The organism is Streptomyces coacervatus, from assembly GCF_029223485.1.
GTDB lineage: Bacteria > Actinomycetota > Actinomycetes > Streptomycetales > Streptomycetaceae > Streptomyces > Streptomyces coacervatus.
In genome coordinates this window covers 77,038-99,527 of sequence record NZ_JARHTP010000021.1, presented here as the reverse complement: position 1 = coordinate 99,527, position 22,490 = coordinate 77,038, and the positions used below count along the sequence as shown (strand labels likewise).

Sequence of the window (22,490 nt, the reverse complement as noted above, 5' to 3'; positions counted from 1 at the left end):
CGTCCGCCGGCCTATCCGAAGAGCTTCTTGAGCTCGCGCGTGACGGTCTTGTCGGCCTTGTCGAGCGCGGCCTTCGGGTCCCCGCCCTTGCGGACGGAGTCGGCGATGACCGTGTCCAGGGCGGTCCACATGGCCTGGGTCCAGCCGATGTTGTCGAAGTGGCCGTAGGTGTTGAAGAGCTTCACGCCTTCAGCCGGCAGCCCCGACTGGAGCTTGGTGGCCTGCTGGGCGATCGAGGTGCGCGGCGGGATGTGGAAGCCGTAGGAAGTCGCGAAGTCCTCCTGGTTCTTCTTCTGCTCGATCCACAGCCACTTCACGTACTCCTTGGCCGCCTCGACGTTTTTGCCCTTGGCGTTGACGAACATCGACCAGCCGCCGTTGTAGACGGACGGCTTGCCGGCGCTGCCGACCTTCGGGAAGGGGAAGATACCGAGGTCGTCGCCGAGTGCCTTCTGCATCACGGGCATCGCCCACATGCCGCAGAACTGGATCGCGCACAGGCCCTGGTCGAGGGCGGAGGGGTCCCAGAAATCGGCCGGGGCGTCCAGCAGCAGGTTGCCGCTGGTGAACAGCTTGCGCAGCTGGCTCAGACCGCCGGCGACCGCGTCGGTGTTGAAGCCGACCTCGTTCTTGTCGGTGAGGGTCTCGGCACCGGCCGACCAGATCAGCGGGGCCTCGATGGCGTGCAGGTCGTTGCCGAGGAAGAGGCCCTTGACCTTGGATGTGGTGAGCTTGTCGGCGGCCTCGATCAGCTCGTCCAGCGTGGTCGGGACGGCGACGTTCGCCTTCTCCAGCATCGACTTGCGGTAGAAGAAGAACTGGGGGTCGTCGATCATCCGGACGCCGTAGATCTTGCCGTCGACCTTGTGCGAGGCGATATCGGCCTGGTTGAAGTCGCCCATGACGGGCTCGATGATGTCCGTCAGGTCCGCCACCTGACCGCTCTTGACGAGCTGGATCTGCGGGTGGAACTCGAAGACGTCCGGCGCCTGCTTGGTGAGCAGGGCGGCGAAGAGCTTGGTCTCGTAGTCCGAGCCGGTGATCCACTGCGTGGCCACATTGGCCTTGGTGTACCCCTTCGCGTACCGCTTGACGGCCTGCTCCACGCCCGCCTCTCCGTAGGCGTGGAAGTACTGGGTGAGCTGCGTACCCGAACCGCCGCTCCCGCCCCGGCCGTTGTTGCTGCCGCACGCGGCCAGCGTGCCGGCGGCGGCCATGCCCGCGGCGGCCCGGAATATGGACCGGCGGGAGAAGTTGCTGTTGCTCATTGCCGACATGCTGACGTCCTTGTCTCGATTGCGGCTGCGGCTCCACGGCTTCAGCGCTACGCGGCTGCTACGTGGCTCGAAATGCGTTGCGGTGCGGGGACGTTAAACTTTTTAGTATGACTTAGGCAAGGGGTTGGACGAAGTCTGCTCGAAGCGTTGTATCCGGTTCAGAATGACGAACATGGGGGTGGTGCAGGGGGGTTGAGGGCCGCCGGGGCAGGGTGTGGCCGGCGGCCCTCGGTCGTGAGGGTCAGGTCGGGTCAGGTCAGGGTCAGGGCGGGGTCACGCCTTGTTCCAGGCCTCGTTGGTCCCGCCGTTGCAGCTGTACAGGATCACTTTGCTGCCGTCGGCGGTCGCCTGTCCGCTGACGTCCAGGCACTTGCCGGACGCCTCGCTGAGGATCTGGCCGTTGGCGTTCAGCAGCCAGCGTTGGCCTGCGTCACCGGTGAAGTCGGCGGTCGTCGTCAGGCCCGAACTCCCGGCCGTCAGATACCCGCCCGCGCCCTTCAGGGTCCCCTTCGCGTCGTACGACCACGACTGCTCGGCCCCGCCCGTGCACGTGTTGATGGCGGCCCCGGACGTGTCCGCGGTCAGGCACTTGCCGGACTGCTTGCCCTGCAGCGCACCCGTGATCGCCGAACTGCCCTTGCCCTTCTGGTCGAAGACGTACGTCGTGATGGAGCGGGCCGCGAGAGTCGAGGAGACCGTGCCGCCGCTCACCGTCGGCTTGGCGACGTTCGCCCAGTCCTCGGTGGCCGACGTCCGTACGGCCTGCGCGGCTCGTACCGGCGACTTGTTATTGAAGTGCAAACTCAGCGGTGTGTCGGTGGAGTTGTGGTTGTTGACCACGACCACCCACTTGCCGTCCCGGTCGTACGACGACACCTCGACGCCGTCCGGCGCCCCGGTCACGTTGTGCGCGACCGAGCCCGGCCGGACGAACCTGCTGTACTGGCCGAGCGCGTAGTACCGCTTGGTGAAGTACAGCTGCTGGTTGCCGTTCGTCGCGTAGTCGGGGTCGTAGTAGATCAGGCCGTCGTTCCAGCCCACGTCGTTCTTCTCGGTGGGGGAGGTGCCGTAGCCGCTGGCCAGGGCCACCCACCACTGGAACGCCGAGTCGTGCGAGCTCGCGAAGTCCTTGTAGATGATCCGGGACATCAGCAGGGCGTTGTCGATGGTCGGGTCGTACTCCTGGTTCCAGCCGGTCGACCCCTTGCCGAAGCAGCAGATCTCGGTGGCCCAGGACTTCTTGCCGACCGTCCTCGACGTCTCGTAGACATTGGCGAGCTGGCCGTCGTTCGGGTTGTTGTACGTGTGGTGGGCGAGCGCGGACACGTACTGCCCGGTGCCCGGCTGCGAGATCCACTGCGGGAGCTCGGAGGTGAACTGCGTGGTCTTGCTGGACTCGTCCGCGATGATGCCCGTGCGCTGATGCCGGGCCTGCTGCTCGGCGCCCAACGCCCGTACGATGTCGTCGCGTTGGTCGACCGTGACCTGCATGCCCTCCTGGCCGCAGTCCCCGAAGTCGTTGTCCGGCTCGTTGAAGGGGCTGATGTAGTCCAGTTTCGCGCCCTGCTTGGCGAAGTGGTCGGTCACATCGGCCACGTACTTGGCGTAGTCGGACTCGTTCTCCGCCTTCAACTGGCCGCCGCAGGACTGACCGTTGGTCGTCCACCGGGCCGGCGCGCTGTTGATGAAGCCGATCAGGTCCTTGACGCCGTACCGGGCGGCGTACTTGAGGAACGTCTGACCGCCCTTGTCCTTGCTCCAGTCGTACGAGCCGTCGGCGTTCAGGAAGTCCTCGGCGGCGCGGGCCGGTGTGGTGACCGCGGTGCCGCCACCGCCGATGTTGTAGCGGTAGGAGCTCAGGGCCAACCCCTGCTGGGAGAACAGCAGTTGGGCGACCCGGGCCTGCACCTCGGGCTTGAAGTGCTGCAGGTCGTTGACCCACCAGGCGCCCGACGCACCGATGTCGTCGATGGTCTGGGCCGCATGGGGGGAGACCTCGGCCGCCGTGGGGGTGGCGGCCGAGGAGGGCGGGGCGGATATCAGGGGCCCTGTGACGGCGAGTGCGGCTGCGGCCGTCAACAGGAGAGGTCTACTGCGGTGGGGGTGAGACACGTGCATCCCTTCCGTCGTCATGAAGGTGGTGCGGTACGGCTCCTTGCAGGGATGGTGCGGCTTGCGGCCCTCTGTCCCACCGACTGCAGCGCGCCCTCCAGCGCGAACGTCGCCGCGCCCAGACACACCGGGTCGGTGGGGATCGGGGAGAGGACGATCTCGGTGGCGGCCATCGGCCGCGGCAGCGCATGCCGGGCAACGGCCTCGCGCACCTCCGCGACCAGGGGCTCGCCCAGGGCGGCCGCGACCCAGCTGCTGAGCACGACCACTTCGGGGTTGAACAGATTGACCAGGTCGGCGATGCCCGCGCCGAGATAACGGGCGGTGTCCCGGACCACCTTGACCGCCACCGGATCCTGCTCCCGCATCCCCCGGGCCAGCGCGGCGATGGTGGCCGTCTGATCCTCCGGGTGCAGCAGCGGGCTCTGCGGGCCGAGTTCGCGCAGGTTTAGCATGATCCCGGGCGCACCGACGTACGTTTCCACGCAGCCGTGGTTGCCGCAGTGGCACAGGCGCCCGTCGAGCACGAGCGTGTTGTGGCCCCACTCGCCGGCGCTGTTGCTGACCCCCCGGTACAGCCCGCCGTCCAGGATCAGCCCCGCGCCCACGCCGGTGCCGAGGTTGACCACCACCGCATCCCCGCGCCCGCGCGCCGCGCCGAACCATAGCTCGGCCACCGCGGAGGCACGGAGCGGGTTGTCCAGGTACAGCGGAAAGGCGATGTGCTTGGCGAGCAGGTCCAGCAGGGGCACGTCGTGCCAGTCCCAGTTGGGCGCGTACTCGGAGACGCCGGTAGCCCGGTCCACCTGCCCCGGCACGCTCACCCCGACGCCCAGCACCCGCGCACCCTCCACGCCGGCCTGCATGACAACCGAGCCGACGGCGGCGGCCACATGGCTGACCACCTGCTCCGGCAGGCTCTCGCCGGGGCGCATGTCCTCGTCGGCGCGGGCCAGCACGTTCAGCCCGAGGTCGAACAACTCGACACGCACGTACGTCTCCGCGATGTCGACGCCGATCAACGCGCCCCCCGACGCGTTGACCGCCACCAGGCCCCGGGGGCGGCCGCCCGCCGAGTCCTCGAAGCCGACCTCGGTGATCATCCGCAGATCGAGGAGCTCCCCGACGAGCGTGGCGACCGTGGCCAGGCTCAGACCGGTGGCGGCCGCCAACACGGGCCGGGAGGTGGGAGACTCGGCGATGATCTGGCGCAGCACCTCATAACGGTTCGCGGTGCGGATGTCACGTGACGTGCGCTTTGCTGGAGTCTTCACTGACGTTCGTCCCGATCCTTTCCAAGGCCAGCTCAGGCCGGGTCGGCACCGGCGCGGCGCAAGGCTATGGCTTGCGAGGGACTTTCTACAAGGGTTTGGCGAAGAGTTGCAAAAGTAGCCATCCCGGAGGTTCGGAGAAAGCGTAAGGCTTCCGGCGCGCTGTTCACTACGCGATCAGGCAGTCGAGGCTGGATCCGGATAGTGCCAGGTTCGGCAGTTGTCTACTGATCTCTTCGGGTTGTTGTCCGAGGCTGATCCCTGCGGTGGGCTGGCTGCATGCGGTACGCGCAGGGCGGCGGGTTGACCGCCGAGCGGCGAGAGTTTCGCGAGCGCATCCCGTACGAGGCAGGCGAGCGGTTCACACGCGGTGAGAAGACCGCGGTGATCGCAAGGGATCTGCGGGTGAGCGAGCGGTCGGTGGAACGCTGGCGCGTGCCTGGCGGGAGGGCGGGATGGACGCCCTGGCCTCCGCTGGTCTGGCTAAGCTGCCCAAGCAATTCAACGGCCAGTTTGCCGAGTTGGAGGAGAAGCCGACCCTGAGACGCTAGCCCGTCGAATCCTCGCGCTTCGGTTGCCCACGCCACCGGTAGGACACCGCGCTGGCTGTGGATGGCCCCTGGTGTCCAATCGAGATCAGGACGTTGGCCGAGCAATCGAAGATGAAGTTGTCCTTGGACATGGGTGAGAGCCCGGGTAGCGGGCTCTCACCCAGCGGTCATTCCTCACACGTCGTCCGGCGTGATTACGGACAGGTCGTCCATGTCGAACAGCGACAACGAGTCGAGGCGGCGGTCCGCTGCGGTGAAATCGTGTGACCGCGAAAGTATGTGCGGTACGGCCACACAGAAGGCACCGGCGGCCTTGGCCGCCTGCACTCCTCGGCTGGAGTCCTCGAAGGCCACGACGGCCGAGGGATCCACGCCGAGTTGCCGTGCCGCGAGGAGGTAAAGGTCGGGGGCTGGTTTGGTGCGGCTCACATCTTCCATGGTGACGACCACGTCGAACGCGTCGCGCAGCCCGAACTGCTGAAGGTGGGGCAGCACAGAGGTCCGCCGGGAACTGGATGCGACCCCGAGTGCCAGGCCCCGTCGCTTGGCGTCCGCCACCAGCCGCCGGACGCCGGGCAGCGGCGCCTCGTACGCCATCCAGTTCCGGTACAGGCTTTCCCCGCGCTGCTCCAGTTCGGCCGCACTGACCGTGCCGCAGCGGGCGGCGAGGTCCTCGAACGGGTCGAAGTCGTGCAGCGTACCGCCGATGGACTCGACGTACCGGGTGTGCGGCAGTTCCTGAGAGAACGACCTGTACAGCTCTCTGAGTACCGCCAACCACAGCACCTCGGTATCGGCGATCAACCCGTCGAAGTCGAAGACCAGCGCCCGGTCCCGTCCGCTCACGTCGTCGCCACCGTGTCCGGTCGGCCCCGCCGCGGAATGAGCCGGACGTCCGCCTGGTAGGACAGGTGCCTGCCGAACGTGCACATTGCAGCGACGGCGTAGAGCGTGGCGATCGCACCGAACAACATCAGGGGTCGTGATTGGAAGATCACTGCCGCCAAGTACCCGGTCGGGATGGACACCACCGCGGTGAAGGTCTGGACGGCGGCGAAGAACGTAGCCCGTTCTTCAGGGTGCACACAGCCCACCACGATGGCATCACGGTAGGACTCCACTAGCAACGGGCCCGCGGAGGTGAGCACCGTACAGACGAAGAGCAGTGCGGGGTTGTCCGGTCCGAGTGCCAGGAACAGGAGCCAGCCGGCGCAACTCGTCACGAGCGACCATCGGGCCATGGCACCCTCCGGGACCCGGCCGGCTGCCCAGGGCATGACGACGGCGTAAGAGAACAGCGCGGTGACCGCTCCGACGGCCGGCACCGTGCCCACCACGACGGCGCTGTACTCGAGGCTCTTCGTCAGGTACACGGCCAGGAAGATGTTGAGTTGGAAAGCGACGAAGCTCAGCATGTACATGAAAATCAGGCGGCGAAGTGCGGTGTGCCGCCCGGCCGCCCACAGCAGTTTCCCGCTGTCGAGCACGCTCCGTAGCATGCGTGTGCCAGCATGGCGGTCCATGGCTTCGACGCCAGCCTGCGTCTCCACGGTGTAGTGGTGGCGAAGACAATTGTGCAGAAGCATGGCGAGCCCGCCGATGAAGAACAACATGCGCAGCGTGGGCACGGTTCCGTACCTGTCCATGAAGAACCCGACGATCGGTACCAGAAGTCCCGCGAACATGATCACCACCTTGATGGCGGCGAAGATGCGGGGGCGGTCCTTCTCTGGGCTGTCTTCCGTGGCGAGCAGCCAGAACGAGACGTTGACGATCTTCGACGAGGCGTTGAGCAGGTAACCCAGGAGGAACATCCAGGAGTTGTTGCTGAATGCCCACACGAACATCGGGATGACCCAGGAGGTCACGTCGAACCAGAAGGTGGCCCGGCGTCTGCCCATCCGGTCGGTCACCGCGCCCGCCACGAGCTGGAACATGAACGCGACGTACAGGTTGGCCGAGAGGATGGCTCCGATGGCCACTGTGCTCAGACCGACGCTTTGCATGTAGAGGGTCGCGTAGTACAGCGCGGCCGTGCCGAAGATCGCCCAGAACGGTTCGGTGTAGATGCAGTATCGGGCGTTACGGTGGAGGTTCGCCACGAAGCTTCTGCGCTTCATGAGCGGATCACGGCCTTGACTGCCTTGACGTCGACCTTCTGCCCAGTCTGCAGGTCGACGCCCATGGTCGCCTCGAAGGCGTCGCGGAAGTCGCCCATGCTGACTTCGGTGGTCACCAGCTTCGCCAGCTCCGGCATGTCGGAGGCGAAGTCGATGGCCGGGCCGATGGCATCGTGCAGCGGCACGGCCGCGACGATGCTGAGTCCGTCGTCAATGAGAGTGGTGGGAGCCACCTCGACCCGGTAGGTGTCGTCATAACCCATCGGCACTACCCGGCCGCCCTTGGCGACAGCTTCCAGCGCGGTGGCTAGTTGGTTGCCGACAGCGTCGATGACCACGTCGAATTTCTTGCCGCCCGTGAGCTCCGCGATGATCTGGGGCGTGAGTTCGTCGGGGTGCAACGCGTGGTTGGCGACGCCGGCCGCGAATTCACGGCGGAACGCGTTTGGTTCCGTGGCGACGGTGAGCCGACTGAGCCGGCGCGTGATGCTCTGGCACAGCAGGCCGATGGCACCAGAGCCGATCACCAGAACCGACTCGTGCGGCTGCAGGCCCGCTTTGAGAACGCTGTTCAGCGAGCAGCCCAGCGGCTCGATCAGGCTGGCGACCTGCCAGCTCATCCCCTCCGGTATCAGGTAGAGGTACTGCGCGCTGCCGACGTAGTACTCGGCGAACGTACCCGCGAGGGTGAAGCCGACTTGATGGTCGTCGAAGTTGAAGCAGTAGCAGTATGCCCCCAGTCGGCAGTTGCGGCATGTGCCGCACGACTGAGTGGGGTTGATGATGACTCGATCACCGACGGTGAGATGTGTTACGGCGTCGCCGACCTCGACCACCGTGCCGACGCCCTCGTGACCCAGCACTGTGCCCTCCTCGGCAACGGCCAGTTTGCCGGCGAGGATCTTGTGGTCCGTGCCGCAGATCCCGGTCATCTCGACCCGGACCTTCACGTCGTTCGACGTCCGCAGAACGGGCTCCTCGACATCGGCGAGGTCCATCTGACCCTTGCCTGCATAAACGAGTGCTCGCACTCTCGGCCTCCATTTGGTTGTGGTGTCAGAAAGTGGTCAGGGCGGCGTCGATCGCACGCTCCACCTCGTCCAGCTGGGCCGGCGTGTGCCGGTCCGAGAAGACGAAGTAGCCCTTGGTGAAAATCTGCCGGTCCGCGAGGGTCGCCATGGCATGGGTGCGGAACGGGTCGGTCCAGAAGTCACTCGCCCCGGGGGAGCCGAGCGAGAAGCTCGAGTAGTCGCCCCGCACCTCGACTCGGCCGGCCAGGTCCAGTTCGGCGATGCGGGAGCGCAGGGCGGTCATCATCGTGAGGGTCCGCTCGCGCCACGACGGCCACACCGGTGCGGCGTCCAGCAGCTCCTCGCATGCCAGAGCAGCGGCGAAAGCCAGGGACTCGCTGGAGTGGGCGTTGCTCATTCGAACGTCTTCGCCGCGCATCACCAGCCGACGGTCGCCGAGGACCGCCGCTAGCGGGAGGCCGTTGGCCATGCCTTTCGAGATGCACAGCAGGTCCGGCCACACGTCGACCTCGCCACAGGTGGCCCGTCTGCCCATGCGCATGCCCGAGGTGACCTCGTCGAAGACCACCAATGCGCCGTGCGAGCGGATCTCCGCCGCGACTGCGCGCAGGTGTTCGGCCGACCAGCGGTTCGGACACAGCACCACCGCCGCGATCCTCCCCGAGTGCTGCCGCAGCAGGGCGACGAGTCGTTCCGGGTCGTCCGGCGGGCAGGTCAGCGTCAGAGCCGCCACTGCTTTCGGGATGCCGAGCTCCGTGTGATGAGCCGAGTAGTGGGACGGCGCGGCCCAGTCGTGCCACCCGTGGTACTCGGTCGCCACCACGACATCGCGTCCGGTGGCCGCACGGGCTATGCGCACTGCGCCACTCACCGCATCCGCGCCGCTCTTGGCGAACTTCACGGACTCGTAGACCCCGAACCGCGACAACAGCCGTTGCGCCAGCTCCAGTTCGAGGGGGTCGGCGACCGAGAAGGACGTGCCACGCCTCAACTGGGCAACGACGGCCTCCTCGACCTCGGGCCGGGCATGGCCCCAGGTCGTCGTTCCCATGGCCATCTCGCAGTCCAGCCAAGTACGGCCGTCGACGTCGGTGAACTCCGCGTCCTTGGCGCGCGCCGCGGCTATCGCGCCGCGGCCCGGCAGCAGTCGATGCGGCGTCTTGGCCAGGGTGCTGCAGCCTGCCGGTATCACCTCACCGACCTTGGCGAGCCACGCGAGGCTCGGTGCCTCGCGTGTGGTGTCCGTTCGCACACCCGTCACCTGACCTTCACGCCGGGCCAGCAGCTCGCATCCAGGTCCGCGAGTCCCATGGCGTTGCCGTGCAAATCGATGACGATGTCTTGCGACTGCGTCTCCAGGCGTTGCGCCAGCCACATACGGTTGTCCAGCAGGCGAACGAAATTCTCGACCAGAATCAACAAGGGCCGCGGTTCGGCGACCAGTTGGGCCGGCAGGATCTGGGGCAGCAGGATGGGCTGCTCGCCGTCCACCGTGGTCGAGTAGTCGAGCACGGTGTGCCGGTCGATCGCCGACGCGTCGGCGAGGGCCTGCCAGAAGTCCCCTGCCTCGGTGCGCGTCTCAGCCAGGTCCAGCGGCAGGTAGTGGCTGAGGTCGGCGGCCCGGCCACGCAACGCGTCGAGCAACCGGGGTGTGATGTCGTTCTCGATTTGGCTGCCCCAGGACTTCCAGAACCGGGCCAAGTTGGTCTTGCGGTTGCCCGCCCGGTGCACTCCGTTGCGCCGTTCCCAGTGGTACGACGTGACCTTCGGGTCGATGACCGTGCGGTGGCCGAGCATCCTGGCCCGCATTTGGTAGTCGAAGTCCTCGTACCCGTTGAAGTAGCGCTCGTCCAGCAGGCCCACCGAGTCCCTGACCTCCCTGGTCATCGCGAACAGCGCGAAGGCGGCCAGTTGGACCGTGTACGGGGAATCAGGCAAGTCCGATGTCCTTGCGTTCAGGTACAGGTGCCTGCCGAGAGTCTCGCTGAACGAGATGCCGCAGTGCTGCACACCGCCGGTCTGCGGGTACAGCAGGACCCCGGCGGTCATTCCCGCGTTCGGGTGGTCGCTCAGGGTCTGCAGCATTCCGGACTGCCAGCCGGACTTGAGGATCAGATCGGAGTCGACGAAGAAGATGTGGTCCCCGTCGGCGATGGCCAGACCCTGGTTGAGGGCTTGACCACAGCCATGGGGTTTCTGGTTGTGCAGGGTTGTCACGGTAACGTCGGCAGCTCGGTCTCTCTTGATCTTCCGGGCGAACTCCTCGACCAGCTCGCTCACCTCGGTCCCGGAACCGTCGTTGACCAGGATCAACTGTGTGTCCGGCTCAACGGTCAGCCTCAACGATTCCAGGAAGAGCAATAACACGCTCTGGGTCTGGAATATGGGCACGATGACACTGCTGCGCACGAAAACCCTCATTCTTTTTGCACAGCGCAGTGCCAGGGCGCAGCATGAGCTGTACCCCGACCTACGCGATTTCAAGTGCGGTGCGGATAGTGGATCAAGCCTTCCCGGCACGCTCCCGCGGGGCACGACCGCGTTTCCTGTCGGAAGGCACACACGGCGACACCGAGACAAGACGGAAGAAATCGGGAGCTGGGCAGGCGGGAGAAGGACGTCCCAGGCAATGAGAAGGGTGAAAGTGGGCCGGTCGACATCCGGCAAGCGAACCGGGTGACGCACGATGGCGCTATGTTCAGCCGACGGACGTTTCGGTGACTAGCCTGTCAACTGCCGTCGCGAAGCTGAGCGAGGGGCTCCGGGCTAAAACGGATGTTGTCGAAGACGGCTGTGCATCCAGCGCCGAACGGCGATTGGGCGAGAAACCCGACTTTCACCGCGGCCGAGTCGGGCAATGAGCCGAGGGAGAAGTATCGGATCAGCCGCCACCACTCGCCTTCATGGGAGGCGTGAAAAGCGAAGGCGCGCCCCGACCTGGATATGCGAAGACGGGTGCGGTTTCCGCTCACCTCGTCGGCGTTGGCGTCGTCGGAGTCACCTCGGGTGACCACCGATACGACACTGGGCCGCCCCTGTGGCGTGTACTCGAAACACAATTTCGCCCAGGTCTGCTCGGCCGCCTGAACGAACAGGACGCCGGCATCGAAGGTGTCCTTGAAATCCACCTCGACGTGGGCCGTCAACTGGAAGTCACCACTGACATCCCCTACGAGCCGCAAAAGATCAGCACCTGCAGAAGAGGTCTGGCGTGCCGGGTCGAGGAACAGGTCGGTGCGTGGGCCTGCCGTAATGGCAAGAGCCTCATTCTCGACGCGCCATGTGGTGCCGACGGCTGGCCCCTCCGGCGCGATATCGAAGGGCAGGCCGGGAACAGTCACTGAATGGTTCACGAATCCCCCGTTGAGGCGTGGCGTACCCCTGCGTAGCGCAACAAGAGCTGCGTGAGGCCGCATCTAGGTGTCCTTTTCCCCCGCGTCGCGAGGAACGGGAACAGATTCCCTATGCAGCGGACGTGATGCGGCTCTTGCTCTGCAGGGCGTTGAAATGATTACCCGCGGCGAGGGTGTTGGGTAGGGGGTACACATATATCAATAATGGACATTTAGCCCAGATGAGGGAAATGCGGTTGGTGATTTGCAATGATCAAGCCGTGACGGATAAATATTGTCAAATCAGGACAAAACCCACTCGACGGAAAGCGTTTTCCCTTGTGGTGGCAGCGTGATATGACGCGATAGTGCCTTTTTGGTCCGGAATCTCGAGTGGCCGGAGATTGGCAGTTTTTCGCCTACTGGAGAATGGGTTCATACGGATGTGGTCGCGTAGCGGCTGGTCTCCACGCTTTGGCCAAAGGATTGCTGAAGGTGAGGATTGAGTGAAGGTGGGGTGCATTGACTGGATGGTTTATTTGGTCAATTCGGACAAGGCGTGCTCATGTTCGGGCTTTCGAACCGAGTTGACTGACTTCTCGTACCCCTTGTGAGAAGCCCTTGACGATCAGAGTTGCTCGTGTAAGCCTCGATCTTGCTTGCTTCCGTGCGCCCACCGAGAGTCCGAAAGTGAACGCTCGAGAAATACGGATGGAGCTGGATCATGTCTGGAATCGCCCAGAGCGAAGAAGAGTTAACGCTGATCGTCGAGTCATCGACGTGGTCTCGGCCCGGGTTACCGAGACATCGGCTCCAATGCCGAGCTGATTGGGCCCGGCTACCTCAACACCCCGGGGATCCTGGCTCCTACGGCCTTTATCGAGAGGGGATTCGAGAGGGAATCCTGGGGGACCAGGTCACCAATTTCGCGACCGCTCGTACGACCTTAGGGCTGGTCACACGCAACAAGTCGGCCCAGGCGGGCAGCCCGTGAAGGCCGCTCACCGGGTGGAGTACGACGACTGTCGCGGGAAACCTGCGGGCGATGATCCCGAAGAAGATCTCCAGGTTTCAGTGCTGGGCCGGGGGGCCAGGGTGATGAGCAGAGTGACCCGCGGGTCCTTCGGTAGCCATCCCTTCACGCGGGGGTGCTTGTGGAGGCGTAGTTACCTGCGGCCCGGGCGGTTTCATTCTCGGGTGGGCCTTGGTGACCTGTTTGAGCAAGCGCAGGACCTCGGCGTTTCGGTCGGGGTAGCAGCCGCCGGCGGTGATCTTCCTTGTGCCGACCTCCAGGGCTGCGAACAAGGTAGAGGGGTGTCATGGCGGCTGCAGTCGTGGATGCGCCGCTTGAGCAGGCCCGGTCGCACCGGAAGCATCGGCTCGGTCCACTCCAGAGCCTGGACATGCGAATTCTCGTCCACAGGGACCACCATGGCCTTCTCCGGGGCGCAGGTGCAGCCCGACCGCGTCGCGGACTTTGGATTGATGGAGAACTTGATGGTCCGGTGCGCCCAGGGCTGGATTTTCCATGTGCGCCGCACTTTGGCGATCGCCCGGCAGAGGGGCTCTCGCGGGCTAGCAGTTGGGGCCAGCGTCTTCGGCGGGCGTTCCAGGGTGCGCGCTACGCCCTAGGCCTCGTCCACCGTGGTGGGCCGGCCCGAGCGTGGCCGGTTCTCCAGTTGGCCAGGTCAACCGCACGCTAGCGGCGCCGCCAGGTGATCGCGGTAGGCCGGGACAACTCCAGCCTCTGCGCGATCTCGGTGCTCGAGACCCCCTGGGCCGCCGGCAGGACGATCCGGGCTCGCATCACCATCCCCGACGGAGCCGACGGAGACCGCACCCATGAAGCCAGGATGTCGCAGTCCGCATCGGACACGACCAACGGCATGGCGACAGGCATTAGCCAGCCCATCGGAGTCCCAAACCGATTGCCAGGAATTCACGAAGGACTAGGGGTGACGAGGGTGCATGAAAGTCCCATGGCGCAGCATCCGGGACACGATATTTCGCGATGGAGAGACATGATAGTTGAAAGTGGTATCGGACTGGGGGGCGAGATCGTTGAGATTCACTCCAGGATGTCCGCCTTGAGTGCACGGGAGTTTGAAGTTCTTCGCCTGGTCGCCACTGGTATGACCAATTACAGCATTGGCATGGAACTGGGAATCTCCGAAAGAACGGCGAGAGAGCACATCGCGCGCATCATGCTCAAGCTGCGAGTAAGCTCTCGGGTCGAAATAGCCGTCATCGCTACCAAATGGGAATTGTACGAGCTGGCGCGCAGGGGGCAGTCCAGCGATTCTGATGAATCGAGTCACGGGGAGCGGAATGGCGCTAGGCCGTGACGCGAGACAGTAAGGCTCCAAGCTTGATCTTGGCGTCTCCTGGTGCGGCAGCATGATCAGCGGGCATGCTCGCCTGTTTCGAAGGCCTATGCGGTAGCGAGGCACTGCTGTCTCTCCGCCCCCGTTTCGGTGAGCAAGTCCTGTCACTGATTGCGCAGATCGCGTCGCGCGGGAAAGTAACTCGGAGTTTACGGCGGCGAGGTGGGTGAGAGAGCAGCTGAACGGGCTCTGGTGCCACGAGGACTTTGTCGACTGGTGCCCACGTGGCGGGCGACCTGGTCTTTCGCCCGCGCAGCTGGCCACCAGATCGGTTCTGCAGTTCCTGCTCGGCCTGTGTGACTGACCGGTCCCGACGAGGAGGTGCGTTGCCACATCGACTTCAAACGCCGGGCGGGTCGATTGTGCGGCGGTTTGGTCGAGTTGGCTCCAGCGGTGCTGGCACTCGGATTGAGCGCCGGCGCGTTCGCACGCCGGGCCTCCAACGCGCTGCGATGTCGGCGGTGATGGTTGCACCGTGGTTACTGTAGGCGGGCCGTCGTTGCCGAGAACGAAGCCGTGCAGCGGACCGAATAGGGCTCGATGGCGTTGCCCAGGACGCCACCGATGCTCTCTGAAGGGCACAACGCCTCTCGCGCTCAATCTAGCCCCCGGAACTCGCCCACGCGCGGCTCCCTCGTCCGCACGGCATCGAACGACAGCAGCATTCCCGCGTGTCGTCCGACGCGCCAAACATCGTCTCGTCACCTGAATAGCCAAACGGCTGTAGTGCTACGACGTTGTACGAATGCTTGCTGGTCGGATGTCCGTCCAGTTGGCCTTGATGTACGCCAGGCACTCGGCTCGGCTGCCAACTCCGAACGCCCTCCGCCAGCCAGTCGGCAAGTCCAACTTGTCCGGCCAGATTGAGTGCTGATCCTCGTCGTTCATCAACACCACGTAGCCGGCGGACTCGTCTTCGAAGGGATTGGTGGACATCTCAAGCCTCCACAAGTATTGGACTACTGGTTAGGGCCGGATCAGGCGCTGACAGGCGTCTGCGCTGGTGCTGGCTGGTTCCTCCAGGGCCGGGGATAGGTTGGAACCAGCAAGTCGATTCCATCGACTATCCGTACTCGCAGAGCACGGTGACGAATCTGCAGGCGCAAAGGCCGCGGCGGGCAGCACCACACCGAGGTAGATCTCCCAGTTCTCCAGTTGCCCCACGAAGTGCACAGGCCCGTTCGGTCCGCGGCCGTGGACCCAACGGAGGTCTTTGCCCGGGACGTGGCGATGGCGGTGGTGATCGAATGTGCGGCCGTGGACGGCACGATGGTCACGTTCGCCACCTTGATGAGCTCGGGTACCCTTAGGTCGTCGATGTAGGTGCCGCCCGAGGTGAGCACTGCAGGTCCTCCGCCCGGTTCGCTCAGGTGTTGAAGACGCTCACGGTGCGGCGTCCAGGTTTTTTGTGGTGCGCAGGCAGCGGCACGCCATCGGCAACTCGATCGTCTGACCCGCCGACAGAGCCAGCTCATCGTGCACGTACCGGGCCACCTGCTCGTCCACGGCATGCTGGGCTTCGGCCGGAAGTGCGATCGCGCTAGCGTCGGTGCCCATGAGCCCGACGATCTCCTCGGGGGTGACGGCCATGGACCAGGTCAGTCGCAGTTCGGCGAGAGGGCTGAACAGCGACCCGGTCGGCGGATCCGCGACAATGCGGCTCGGCGTCTGACCAGTGGCACCCTGGCCGCTCTCGCGGACCCGCAGTGCGCGGGTGAAGCGGTCGAGCTCGGCTACCCAGGGTACGGACAGGTCCCTGTGGTTCCACAGGACGCCAAACGTGCCGCCGCCTCGGAGCACTCGCGCGATCTCCGGGACAGCATGCAGCGGGTCGAACCACTGCCAGGCCATGGAGGTCAGCAGCGCGTCGGCCCGGCCGTCGGGCAGCGGCATCCGCTCTGCGGTCCCCGGCAGCAGAAGCGCCTTCGGACAGTTGCGGGCGAGGGTCTCACGCATCTGCGGGTCGGGCTCGATGGCGACGACGTGCCGCACGCGGTCCACCAATTGGCTGGTCATCGCGCCGGTGCCGGCAGCGAGGTCGACCACAGTTTCGCAATCTTCGGGGAGAAGCCAGTCCAGTGCCGCTGTCGGCACACCGGGACGAAAGCGGTCGTAACGAACAGCGATCTCACCGAAGGATAGTCCCGGTGATCCTCTCTCGGCCATGCCCATCACCTCCTCAGCGCCACATCTCTCAGTCGGAAACGTGCCGCGTTTTTGTAGACCTTCACCCTGATCTCGTGCTGCAATCCGAGACCGGTAATCCCGGCGATCCGTCACGCGCGCACAACATCGGCCAATTCTTCCCCAACGCGATCCCTTCTCTTACGTCGCGCTGAAGGAATCGCTTGCCTTCTCCTGGAGCATGCAGGAATCCAACGGTATGCCGGTGGTGATGCGGCCCTTAAGTGCCTTGTTACCCCACGCCGTAGATAATTGATGTCCAGGTATTTCTTCCGAAGGCGGGCGTGATCGCCCGTTTGAATACGACTCAATACTCCTGATAAACTGTGACCGTGTCCAGTGGCCCTTCGGCCACGGGGCATCGGCCGGGTCAAGTCTGGTAACAGTGGATTTGTTCGGCTGGGCACACCAGTGGACTGATTGCTTCCGTCCGTGAGCCCGCGGACCGAAGGGGGCGAATCGCCGCAGGGAGCGCATGCGCGCGGGTATGGCTGCTGAACTGGTGACAGTTGTTCTGCTGCTACGGAATTGGTCAGCGATGAGACCACCATGTGAGCCAGCTTCGCGCAAGGAGAGCACGGCCACCAGGTGCTCGATGCTAAGCGTCGGCAACAGCTAGCGGCAGACCCATCGCCAGTGCACTATTGCTCTCCGATTATTGTTCTCATTCCGATGCATGCCAATGATAGGAAGTTCCTCGATGGACGAGTTGAAGTTCGAGCAGGAGCTGGTGCGCGCGCTACTGAGACCGCGTTTGAGGTCTTTGCAGGTGGCACTGTGACTTGCCCTCCACGATGAGCCCGACCATTGGCGGAGCCGAGCATCAGCTGGCGGGTGAGCGCGGCCGGCTGCACTTGCCCGCAAGTGCTTCAGAGAGCTCTGTAGATCCGGCCGGGGAGTTGGATCTCCCAAAGTGCAAGGTGGCCTCCGCCTACCTCGGCTACGGTGACTCGGCATGATCGAATCCGAGATTGAGATCAGCGAGGATCTGGTCCGCGACCTGCTTCGGGAACAGCATCCGGACCTGGCCGAGCTGCCCATCCGCGAAGTGGCGGGCGGCTGGGGCAACCAAATGTGGCGCCTCGGTAACGAGCTGGCTATCCGGATGCAGCGGATGGACACGAGCCCCGATCTGCAGCTCAAGGAGCGCCGGTGGCTGCCGACTCTGGCCACGCGCCTGCCGCTGCCGATTCCTGTCCCCCTTCGGGACGGTGCGCCGTCCGAGCGCTTCCCCAAGATCTGGACCGTCATGACATGGGTCGAGGGCACGCCGCTGGACCACGGCTCGATCACTCGCGGCGACCACGCGGCTGAGGCGCTGGCGGGCTTCCTCAGGGCGCTGCATGTGGAGGCGCCTGCCGACGCACCGGCCGCTTCGGACTTCGGCGCTCACCCCAAGGACTGCACGGACGGCTTCGAGCACTTCTTCCAGGCCGTTGCCCCTACCGACCTCGCCGACGAGATCCGTGAAGTCTGGGGCGAAGCGGTGGCGGCCCCGGAGTGGGAGGGCCCACCGGTGTGGGTGCACGGCGACCTGCATCCCGCGAACGTCGTCGTCGCGGACGGGACACTGGCGGGTGTCGTCGACTTTGGCGCACTCGTCGCCGGCGACCCGGCGTGGGACCTCGCGGCCGCCTGGTTGCTACTTCCCGCGGGCGGCGCCTCACGGCTTTTCAACAGCTACGCACAGGCGGACGAGGCAACGGTGCGACGGGCGCGCGGACTGGCCGCGATGAAGAGCCTGTTCCTGATGTTGATGGGCCAGAACGGGGACCGCGGCTTGCCCGGCGGCAAGCCGCACTGGGGACCCGCAGGCCAGTCCGCACTTGATCGTGTCCTGAAGGGCCTTTGACGTCGGCACGGATTGACTGTGCTCCCCGGCGCCGTGCACTCGCTGACAGGAATCGGTGCAGTCGCGGCCATGGGAACCGTTCAGACCGAGCCCCCGCTCGATCCCGGTCTGCTAACTGGCTCAGTCGGGCGGACCTGCTCGCGTTGGAGCCCATGCTCCTTGGTGATGAGGAAGAGAAGAGGTCCGCCAGCAGCGGGCAGTCCGGTCATACCGCAGAGCTCCGCGTGAGCGTCGGGGGCCTGGGCGGACAGCTGGTCCTTCGCGGGTGAGAGTCGCCGAAGCATGATGCCGATCACCGCGCAGCGGTCCATGGTCTCCGAGCGAGCGGGGCTGGTCTCGTAGTCCCGCGCCATAATCCGGTGGGCGGTCAGCCACGACAGCGTCCGCTCTACCGCTCACCGCTTCGGTTGGACCTGAAAGCCGCGCTGATCCGGTTTCTCGCGCACGATCTCCAGTTCGTGCCTGAGGATTTGTGCGGCCCAGTCGACCAGGCGGCCGACGAAGCCCTGGTCGGCTCGGATCTTCCGAACGCTCGGTGTTCGAGGCGAGCCCACCTCAGCGGGCGACGTCCCCCTCACGGTCTTGAACGTTCGCCGCAACGACGTGCACGGCCAGGAGCAGACCGAGTGTGTCCGTGACGATGAACCGTTTTGCGACCTTTGACCTTCTTGTTCGGGGGTGAAGCCCTTGGCCTCAACCGGCACCGTCTCGGCGGTGCGGACGGACTGGAGTGGAAGCTGCCGTCAGTCGCCCCTAGTCCGCATGACGTAGAAGATCGCGTCCAAGACTCGCCGCCGCGGATACTTCTCCCGCCGACCGCCCTTCGGCCCCACCCTGGTCGGTGCCTATTGACGAGGCGGGTATCGCAGATGTCGCCCTGGACGAACGTCAGCCGGGGATCACTGAGATCGATGTTGTCCAGTCTGCCAGCGTAGGTCAGGCTGTCCAGCACTGTGATCCGGGACGTGTCGGAGGCCTGCGCCGCGCCGACTGTGAGCAGCATCCGTACACTAACGGAGCCGATGAACCCGGCGGCGCCGGTGACGAGGAGATTCACAGATCGTCCGAGAAGGCCGTGGGCGGCATGCCTGTGCTGAAGAAGCGGGCCCGCTCCATGACGTACTGGCCGTACGGCGAGGTGCCCATCTCCGCCCCCAGCGCGTAGCAGTCGTCTGGGGCGATGTATCCCATGTGCATGGCAACCTCTTCGATGCAGGCCAGCCGGATGCCCTGCCGGTGCTGTACATCCCTCACGAATGTGCCCGCTTCGAGCAGAGACTCGTGAGTGCCAGTGTCCATCCAGGTGACGCCCCTGCCCAGCCACACCAGCTCAGCGGTGCCCAACTCCAGATAGGCCCGCAGCACGTCTGTGATCTCCAGCTCGCCTCGCGCTGACGGCGTCAGATCTCTGGTGATATCTGACACATGGGTGTCGAAGAAGTACATGCCGGGGATGGCAAGGTTGGAGCGGGGACGCCGGGGCTTCTCCTCGATAGAGACGAGCCTGCCCCGTGGATCGATCTCGGCGACGCCGAACCGCTGCGGGTCGGCGACCTCGTGACCGAACAGCACGCAGCCACTCATCTTGAGCACGCTGTGGTGCAGCAAAGTGGGCAGGTTTGCGCCGTGGAAGAGGTTGTCGCCGAGGATCAGCGCGCATTGCTCGCCGCGGATGTGGTCCGCCCCAACGCGGAAGGCGTCGGCGATACCACGTGGCTCGTCCTGCGCGGCGTAGTCGATATTCAGTCCCAACTGCCGTCCGTCGCTCAACAGGGCACGGAAGACGGGGAGGTCGGTCGGACGCGTGATGACGAGGATGTCCTGGATACCCGCCAGCATGAGAACGGAGAGCGGGTAGTAGATCATGGGCTTGTCGTAGACAGGAGCGAGCTGTTTGGAAGCCGCGAAGGTGAGGGGCTGCAATCGCGTTCCGTCGCCGCCAGCGAGAATGATGCCTTTCATCGGCTCTGTTCGCCCCCTCCGAGTCTGATCTCACATACTTTGCCGCGTTTTTGATCAACCCTTGGACAGGTCACCTTGTGGAAGCACGAGGTCAGTCGCGGCAGTTGGTCGTCGTAGATACATCGAGCGCCGGAGGTGCGTGGAGCCGGGCTCGGTCGACCTTTCGATGAACTACGACCACGTGTATGCGGCCGTCGATCCAACGGTGTCGCGACATCCCCGTTGCGGTATTTACTGGGTTGCGTTGGAAGGGCTCAGTGTTCGATTTTGAGCATCGTCAACTGCTTCGTCTGGATGTCCAGCGCGTCAGGGCGTGTTGGGAGCGCTGGCATAGAGCGCTCTGACCAGGTGGCGGCGGGCGTCTGGTTTGTCCTCGTAGGGTTGTCGGCCGTGGGAGAGACGATCGTTGCGGAATATCAGGGCTTGGCCGGGTGCCAGGCGCACTGCCAGTCGGTAACGCGGATTGTTCGATGCAGCGCGAAGGAAGGCCAGTGCTCTACGCAGGCCGCCCGGTGGGCCGGCTGAGAAGTTCCACGTGCAGGTTTCGTTGTCCGTGTAGCGGGTGATGAGGGCACCCTTTTCGTCTACTGAAAACACCGGGCCTGTGGCGTTTACGTCGATGGCGGGGATGGTGGAGCGGCGATTGAGTGCTTTGGGAGAGAGGAGCGTTTCCGCCGCGGCCGGGTCCTTTTCGCGGAGTTCAGCGAAGGCGGCCAGCGAGTTGAAGAGCAGGGTGTCCCCACCCCGGTGGGCAGCGCGGACGCAGTAGAGAATGGTGGTCTTGATGTCTCCGATGTCGTCGAGGAGACCGTCTACGTGCCAGGCCTGGCCGGCTGTCGTGCTGAAGCCGGGGTGTTCGTCCTTCGTGTCGCTGCGGATGTCGCTGTAGGGGGCGGAGTAGTCCTTCGTCTCCGCATAGCGATATAGCGCTGGGATGTAGGGTTCGCCAAGTCGTAGTGCCGCGGACAGCGATGTGATGGTGGCGTCGGGTGCCCCTGGCTCCGCCATCGTGGCTACGGCGAAACCGCGTCCTTCGAGGTTGTGCATAAGTTGGTTCGGGGCGTCGTGCTCCGTGAAGTCCACAGGCTGCACGCACTCCGGATCCCTGAAGTCGGCTTGCAACTGCTGCACGCTGTCACCTCCTGCAGGCTCGTTTCGGTGCGTGTCTCTTGCTATTCACTGCGCGGTTGATTGGCACGGCCGAGAGGATTCGGCTCCTGGAGCGGTGAGGACCTGGAAGCACAGGCAGGCCTCGTGGGCTGTCGGGAAGTCCTCCCGAGGGCTCGATAGGCCAACTGAGCTTGCCCGGCAGGCGAGGCGCATGTGTCACGACCATGTATGGGTCTCTTGGCGCCGCCGCTAGCAGATAAGCCCGCAGGGCAGGCTAGGGAGATGAGGGCGTCGTGCAGGTCGATGCGCCGTGCGACGGTGCTGATCAGGCAGAGCATGCGCACCTGCCATCTACGCGGTCGTGTTGCAAGCTCTAAGACACCGATGCCGCTCGAGTGAGTCGAGCGAGCGCCCGGGCATCGCTGAGCAGGGAGACACCGAAGTCCTGTGATCCGCTCTCCGCTGCCGCGAGGACTTCGGACAGGAACAGCCGCATGCTGTCGGCGGGCTCGACGGTGTGCACGTACACCTGGTCCCCGGCCTGGACCCGCAGGTCGACCGCCATTCCCGGTACTGCGGAGAAGGGCCGCTCGACCTCGATCGTGAACCCCCTTCCCATGAGCCGGACCATGTTCTGGTAAGCCGTCGTGAAGCCGAACTGACCGACGAGGGTCCGGCCTCCCGGGTAACCCGCGAGCATGCTGTACGACGTCTCGAGCGCGTCGGCGGTGCGGTCACCGACGATCGCGTCGATCCGCTCGGGTTCCACGCCCCACAACACCCGCCCCAGGGACACCGCGTAGGGACCGGTGTCGAGCAGTGCCCCGCCGCCCTTGGCTCGGTCGTACCGCCAGTCGTCGGCTGGAACAGGGGGAGTGAACACGGACAGCGCCTTGGTCACCTCCACGTCGAGGTCCGCGACGATCGACTTGACTGCCGAGAACACCGGGTGGAACGAGTAGCAGGTGGCCTCAGCAATGACGAGCGATGACAACCGGGCCAACGACACCATCTCCTCGGCGGTGTCCGGATCCGGCAGGCCCGGCTTGTCGACCACCACGTGGTGTCCATGCTCGAGCGCAGAGCGAACCACGCGCGCGTGGTCGCTGTTGACCAGCGAGACGTAGACCAGGCCGGGGCGTGCGTCGGCCAACGCCTCGCCCCAGTCCGTGTACACCATGCCGAGCTTGGCCACGCGGCCTAAGGCCTGGGCGCCGACGTGCGAGCTGACGACATTGATCGTTTCGATCTGCGGGATGGACGAGGCGGCCGGCAGCACGCGCCGCTGGGCGAACCGCGACATA

General features: G+C 65.0%; 16 protein-coding genes and 2 pseudogenes. 3 read left to right on the top strand and 15 right to left on the bottom strand.

The window, feature by feature from the left end; genetic code table 11:
• Positions 1-11 precede the first annotated feature (11 nt).
• The 3 genes from P2Q00_RS40195 to P2Q00_RS40185 form a co-directional block, all read right to left on the bottom strand.
• On the bottom strand, positions 12-1,277 hold the full coding sequence (locus P2Q00_RS40195; protein ID WP_275779447.1) for an ABC transporter substrate-binding protein: 1,266 nt from the start codon (positions 1,275-1,277) through the stop codon (positions 12-14).
• Between the two features lie 273 nt (positions 1,278-1,550).
• Positions 1,551-3,395, bottom strand: coding sequence for a glycoside hydrolase (locus P2Q00_RS40190; protein WP_275779446.1), 1,845 nt, complete (start codon positions 3,393-3,395; stop codon positions 1,551-1,553).
• An 11-nt stretch (positions 3,396-3,406) separates the two neighbouring features.
• Positions 3,407-4,663 carry an ROK family protein gene (locus tag P2Q00_RS40185; protein WP_275779445.1) on the bottom strand — a complete coding sequence of 419 codons (1,257 nt, stop codon included), beginning with the start codon at positions 4,661-4,663 and terminating at the stop codon, positions 3,407-3,409.
• Between the two features lie 276 nt (positions 4,664-4,939).
• Here P2Q00_RS40185 and P2Q00_RS51205 point away from each other — a divergent pair.
• Positions 4,940-5,202, top strand: a pseudogene (locus tag P2Q00_RS51205) (helix-turn-helix domain-containing protein); the annotation flags it as partial.
• Positions 5,203-5,385: 183 nt separating this feature from the next.
• Here the strand turns inward: P2Q00_RS51205 and P2Q00_RS40180 are convergent.
• The 6 genes from P2Q00_RS40180 to P2Q00_RS40155 form a co-directional block, all read right to left on the bottom strand.
• Entirely contained in the window at positions 5,386-6,057 is a 672-nt protein-coding gene (locus tag P2Q00_RS40180) for an HAD family hydrolase (RefSeq protein ID WP_275779444.1), read from the bottom strand.
• On the bottom strand, positions 6,054-7,313 hold the full coding sequence (locus P2Q00_RS40175; RefSeq protein ID WP_275779442.1) for an MFS transporter: 1,260 nt from the start codon (positions 7,311-7,313) through the stop codon (positions 6,054-6,056). Before P2Q00_RS40175 ends, P2Q00_RS40180 begins: the two co-directional genes overlap by 4 nt.
• A gap of 14 nt (positions 7,314-7,327) precedes the next feature.
• Positions 7,328-8,329 (bottom strand): zinc-dependent alcohol dehydrogenase, encoded by a 1,002-nt coding sequence (locus tag P2Q00_RS40170; RefSeq protein WP_275779440.1) that lies wholly within the window; start codon positions 8,327-8,329, stop codon positions 7,328-7,330.
• A 58-nt stretch (positions 8,330-8,387) separates the two neighbouring features.
• Complete coding sequence (locus P2Q00_RS40165) at positions 8,388-9,614, bottom strand: aminotransferase class III-fold pyridoxal phosphate-dependent enzyme (protein ID WP_275779438.1); 1,227 nt, start codon at positions 9,612-9,614, stop codon at positions 8,388-8,390.
• Between the two features lie 5 nt (positions 9,615-9,619).
• On the bottom strand, positions 9,620-10,771 hold the full coding sequence (locus P2Q00_RS40160) for a glycosyltransferase family 2 protein (RefSeq protein WP_275779436.1): 1,152 nt from the start codon (positions 10,769-10,771) through the stop codon (positions 9,620-9,622).
• 320 nt (positions 10,772-11,091) lie between these two features.
• Entirely contained in the window at positions 11,092-11,715 is a 624-nt protein-coding gene (locus tag P2Q00_RS40155) for a DUF1349 domain-containing protein (protein ID WP_275779434.1), read from the bottom strand.
• 1,958 nt (positions 11,716-13,673) lie between these two features.
• Between P2Q00_RS40155 and P2Q00_RS40150 the strand changes: the two genes are divergently transcribed.
• Entirely contained in the window at positions 13,674-14,039 is a 366-nt protein-coding gene (locus tag P2Q00_RS40150) for a response regulator transcription factor (protein ID WP_275779432.1), read from the top strand.
• Positions 14,040-14,807: 768 nt separating this feature from the next.
• Here P2Q00_RS40150 and P2Q00_RS40145 read toward each other — a convergent pair.
• Together P2Q00_RS40145 and P2Q00_RS40140 are read right to left on the bottom strand one after the other, a co-directional pair.
• A complete protein-coding gene (locus tag P2Q00_RS40145; RefSeq protein WP_275779430.1) occupies positions 14,808-15,014 on the bottom strand; it encodes an MbtH family protein in 207 nt (68 codons plus the stop codon).
• 447 nt (positions 15,015-15,461) lie between these two features.
• The gene (locus tag P2Q00_RS40140) at positions 15,462-16,250 is read right to left on the bottom strand and encodes a class I SAM-dependent methyltransferase (RefSeq protein WP_275779428.1); all 789 of its coding nucleotides are present in this window, start codon (positions 16,248-16,250) and stop codon (positions 15,462-15,464) included.
• 967 nt (positions 16,251-17,217) lie between these two features.
• Between P2Q00_RS40140 and P2Q00_RS40135 the strand changes: the two genes are divergently transcribed.
• Positions 17,218-18,114 (top strand): aminoglycoside phosphotransferase family protein, encoded by an 897-nt coding sequence (locus P2Q00_RS40135; RefSeq protein WP_275779426.1) that lies wholly within the window; start codon positions 17,218-17,220, stop codon positions 18,112-18,114.
• Between the two features lie 844 nt (positions 18,115-18,958).
• Here P2Q00_RS40135 and P2Q00_RS40130 read toward each other — a convergent pair.
• The 4 genes and pseudogenes from P2Q00_RS40130 to P2Q00_RS40115 form a co-directional block, all read right to left on the bottom strand.
• Positions 18,959-19,171, bottom strand: a pseudogene (locus tag P2Q00_RS40130) (GDP-mannose 4,6-dehydratase); the annotation flags it as partial.
• Positions 19,168-20,076: a glucose-1-phosphate thymidylyltransferase RfbA gene (rfbA, locus tag P2Q00_RS40125; protein ID WP_275779425.1), complete on the bottom strand. Its 909-nt coding sequence runs from the start codon at positions 20,074-20,076 to the stop codon at positions 19,168-19,170. The gene rfbA and the pseudogene P2Q00_RS40130, both read right to left, overlap by 4 nt.
• Before the next feature lie 306 nt (positions 20,077-20,382).
• Positions 20,383-21,207 (bottom strand): TauD/TfdA family dioxygenase, encoded by an 825-nt coding sequence (locus P2Q00_RS40120; RefSeq protein WP_275779424.1) that lies wholly within the window; start codon positions 21,205-21,207, stop codon positions 20,383-20,385.
• Positions 21,208-21,559: 352 nt separating this feature from the next.
• Complete coding sequence (locus P2Q00_RS40115; RefSeq protein ID WP_275779423.1) at positions 21,560-22,489, bottom strand: Gfo/Idh/MocA family protein; 930 nt, start codon at positions 22,487-22,489, stop codon at positions 21,560-21,562.
• Position 22,490: the final 1 nt, after the last annotated feature.

What these genes read in the sequence shown, in the direction of transcription:
- rfbA (WP_275779425.1), bottom strand. Translation starts at nt 20,076, where the DNA reads ATGAAAGGCATCATTCTCGCTGGCGGCGACGGAACGCGATTGCAGCCC.
- P2Q00_RS40145 (WP_275779430.1), bottom strand. Translation starts at nt 15,014, where the DNA reads ATGTCCACCAATCCCTTCGAAGACGAGTCCGCCGGCTACGTGGTGTTG.
- P2Q00_RS40135 (WP_275779426.1), top strand. Translation starts at nt 17,218, where the DNA reads ATGATCGAATCCGAGATTGAGATCAGCGAGGATCTGGTCCGCGACCTG.
- P2Q00_RS40140 (WP_275779428.1), bottom strand. Translation starts at nt 16,250, where the DNA reads ATGGGCATGGCCGAGAGAGGATCACCGGGACTATCCTTCGGTGAGATC.
- P2Q00_RS40150 (WP_275779432.1), top strand. Translation starts at nt 13,674, where the DNA reads ATGGCGCAGCATCCGGGACACGATATTTCGCGATGGAGAGACATGATA.
- P2Q00_RS40190 (WP_275779446.1), bottom strand. Translation starts at nt 3,395, where the DNA reads ATGCACGTGTCTCACCCCCACCGCAGTAGACCTCTCCTGTTGACGGCC.
- P2Q00_RS40170 (WP_275779440.1), bottom strand. Translation starts at nt 8,329, where the DNA reads ATGGACCTCGCCGATGTCGAGGAGCCCGTTCTGCGGACGTCGAACGAC.
- P2Q00_RS40195 (WP_275779447.1), bottom strand. Translation starts at nt 1,277, where the DNA reads ATGTCGGCAATGAGCAACAGCAACTTCTCCCGCCGGTCCATATTCCGG.
- P2Q00_RS40115 (WP_275779423.1), bottom strand. Translation starts at nt 22,489, where the DNA reads ATGTCGCGGTTCGCCCAGCGGCGCGTGCTGCCGGCCGCCTCGTCCATC.